The sequence below is a fragment of the Tissierella sp. genome, from assembly GCF_052089545.1.
Lineage (GTDB): Bacteria > Bacillota > Clostridia > Tissierellales > Tissierellaceae > Tissierella_A.
Map to the genome: position 1 here is coordinate 14,852 of NZ_JBQDAA010000028.1, position 2,357 is coordinate 17,208.

Genomic DNA, 2,357 nt, shown 5'->3' on the forward strand with positions numbered 1-2,357 from the left:
ACTTCCATTATTCTTTGAGAATATCTAGGATAAGTAATAATTAATATAACATCTTCTGAAGAAATATTTAATAACTGTTCAAAAATATCATTAGGACCAATATCTATTAATCTCACATTGTCTAGTAAAAATTTCAAGTAAAAGTTTAAATATCCAGCTAAAAAATATGAACTTCTAAGTCCTATTATATATATATGTTTAGCTTCTAATATGTTTTTTATAGCTTTATTAAAAGAAGAAATATCTATTTCATTTATTATTTTTTTTATATTATCCATATCAGTTTCCATAGTAGACGCTATTATATTTCTTTTATCTTCATAATTATTTTTAACTAAGTTCAGTCTTTGAACTGTAGTAAGTTTAGTTTTTATAAATTCTTGAAGCTCATCTTGTAATTCTCTATATCCACTATAGCCTAATTTTAAAGAAAATCTAACTACTGTAGACTCACTTACACCTGTAGCTTCTCCTAAAGCTGATGCTGTTAAAAATGCCGCTTTATCATAATTATTCAAAATAAAGGTAGATATTATTTTATGACCTTTGCTTAATTGGGAATAATTTTTTTTTATTGTTTTCATTATATCAGGATAACTTGCCATATATTATAACCTCCTTCTGAGATGATTTATAAGTCTGAAGATTTTTCTACAATATATAATATTGGAGGATGATTTTTTTGATTTATAAAAGTATTTTTTAAAACATTAAATTTTTTTTGATTTAAAGATTTTAACATATTTTCTACTGCATTTTTTTCTTTAAGTCCATTTTCATGTCCTATATATGAATTTATAAGCAATAATCCATTATTATTTAATAACTCCAAAGATTCATGTATGCTTTTTATTGTAGAACTAGCTTTTGTAATAATACTTTTATTTCCTCCAGGTAAATACCCTAAATTATATATTATAAAATCTAATTTACATGGGATATATTTTTGTATATTTTCATGACTATCTTTTATAAGCTCTACCCTCTCTAAAAAATTAAATCGATTTAAAAGATCTTTTGTTTTTTGTATGGCATGCTCCTGTATATCAAATCCATATACTTTTCCATTGGAGCCAACTTTTTCAGCTAATAAAGCCGTATCATTGCCATTCCCTACAGTAGCATCTAATACAACTTGTCCACTCTTAACATAACTATCTATATAAGATTTTGTAATTAGCACTGTATTATTTAAAAATTTATAACTCATATTTCCCCCTATAATGACAATATATATTTCATTTCTTCATCATCTAAATATCTCCATTCACCAAATTGTAAACCTCCTATATCTATTTCTCCAATAGATACTCTTTTAAGTTTTTTAATTGGATGATTTATTGCTTCACACATTTTTCTTACTTGTCTATTTCTGCCCTCATTTATTTCTATTTCTAATATAGATTCATTTTCATAATTTTTAACAATCTTTATACTAGCTGGAGAAGTTTTTTTTCCGTCTATCATTATACCCTTTCTGAATTTAGTTAGTTCTGATTTATTTGGTGTTCCTTCTACTATGGCAATATATTTTTTTATAACTTCATTTCTAGGATGAGTAATCTTATTTGTAACATTTCCATCATTAGTAAGTAAAATAAGTCCACTAGTATCCATATCAAGCCTCCCTACGGGATATATTCGTTCTTTTACCCCCTCTATTAGATCTATTATTATCTTTCTATTTCTTTCGTCATCTGTAGTTGTTACGTAACCCAAAGGTTTATTTAACATAATATATATTTTATTTTCTTCTAACTTTATTATTTTTTTATTAACTCGTACTACATCTTTATCTGGATCTACATTTATCCCTTGACGAGTAACAATCTTTTCATTTACACTTACTAGTCCATCATCTATCATTTTCTCAGATTTTCTTCTAGATGCCACACCACATTTTGCCATATATTTTTGAAGTCTCATTGTCTTCCCCCTTTATCTAAGTGTATCTTTATTTATTTTTAAGTAATTTTTCTATTATATTATATCTTTTAACTTTATTTTTAGATATTACATCTTCCTCTTTAATAAGCACTCCTTCTAAATAGGTTTCTATTGTACCTATTTTATCTCCTTTTTGAATAGTTTTTGTATAATTATCATTTAAATTTATTTTTAAATGGTCTCTCTCTTCATTTGAAAGTGGATATATAAATTCATTGGAAGCTAACCCATAAACTACTGAATTCATATTATTTATGACCTTTTTCTGAATTAATTGATTTTTATCATAAATAACATATGGCTGATAATTTTCAAATCCATAATCCATTAATTTATAGTTATCATTAAACCAATCATAGGCATTTAAACTTACTGCTATTAAGTTCATCCCATCTCGCTTACTAGTAGAA

3 protein-coding genes and 1 pseudogene are annotated in these 2,357 nt (G+C 25.4%); all 4 read right to left on the reverse strand.

What is annotated here, in order from left to right:
• Positions 1–605: MurR/RpiR family transcriptional regulator (locus tag ACTHW2_RS03850; RefSeq protein ID WP_442262414.1), on the reverse strand; the 605-nt coding region annotated here is incomplete at its 3' end.
• A 26-nt stretch (positions 606–631) separates the two neighbouring features.
• Positions 632–1,210 carry a class I SAM-dependent methyltransferase gene (locus tag ACTHW2_RS03855; protein ID WP_442262415.1) on the reverse strand — a complete coding sequence of 193 codons (579 nt, stop codon included), beginning with the start codon at positions 1,208–1,210 and terminating at the stop codon, positions 632–634.
• A gap of 8 nt (positions 1,211–1,218) precedes the next feature.
• A complete protein-coding gene (locus tag ACTHW2_RS03860) occupies positions 1,219–1,926 on the reverse strand; it encodes a pseudouridine synthase (protein WP_442262416.1) in 708 nt (235 codons plus the stop codon).
• A 28-nt stretch (positions 1,927–1,954) separates the two neighbouring features.
• Positions 1,955–2,357: pseudogene (locus ACTHW2_RS03865) on the reverse strand (D-alanyl-D-alanine carboxypeptidase family protein); the annotation flags it as partial.

Coding starts and splice junctions, on each gene's coding strand:
- ACTHW2_RS03855 (WP_442262415.1), bottom strand. CDS start 1,210: ATGAGTTATAAATTTTTAAATAATACAGTGCTAATTACAAAATCTTAT.
- ACTHW2_RS03860 (WP_442262416.1), bottom strand. CDS start 1,926: ATGAGACTTCAAAAATATATGGCAAAATGTGGTGTGGCATCTAGAAGA.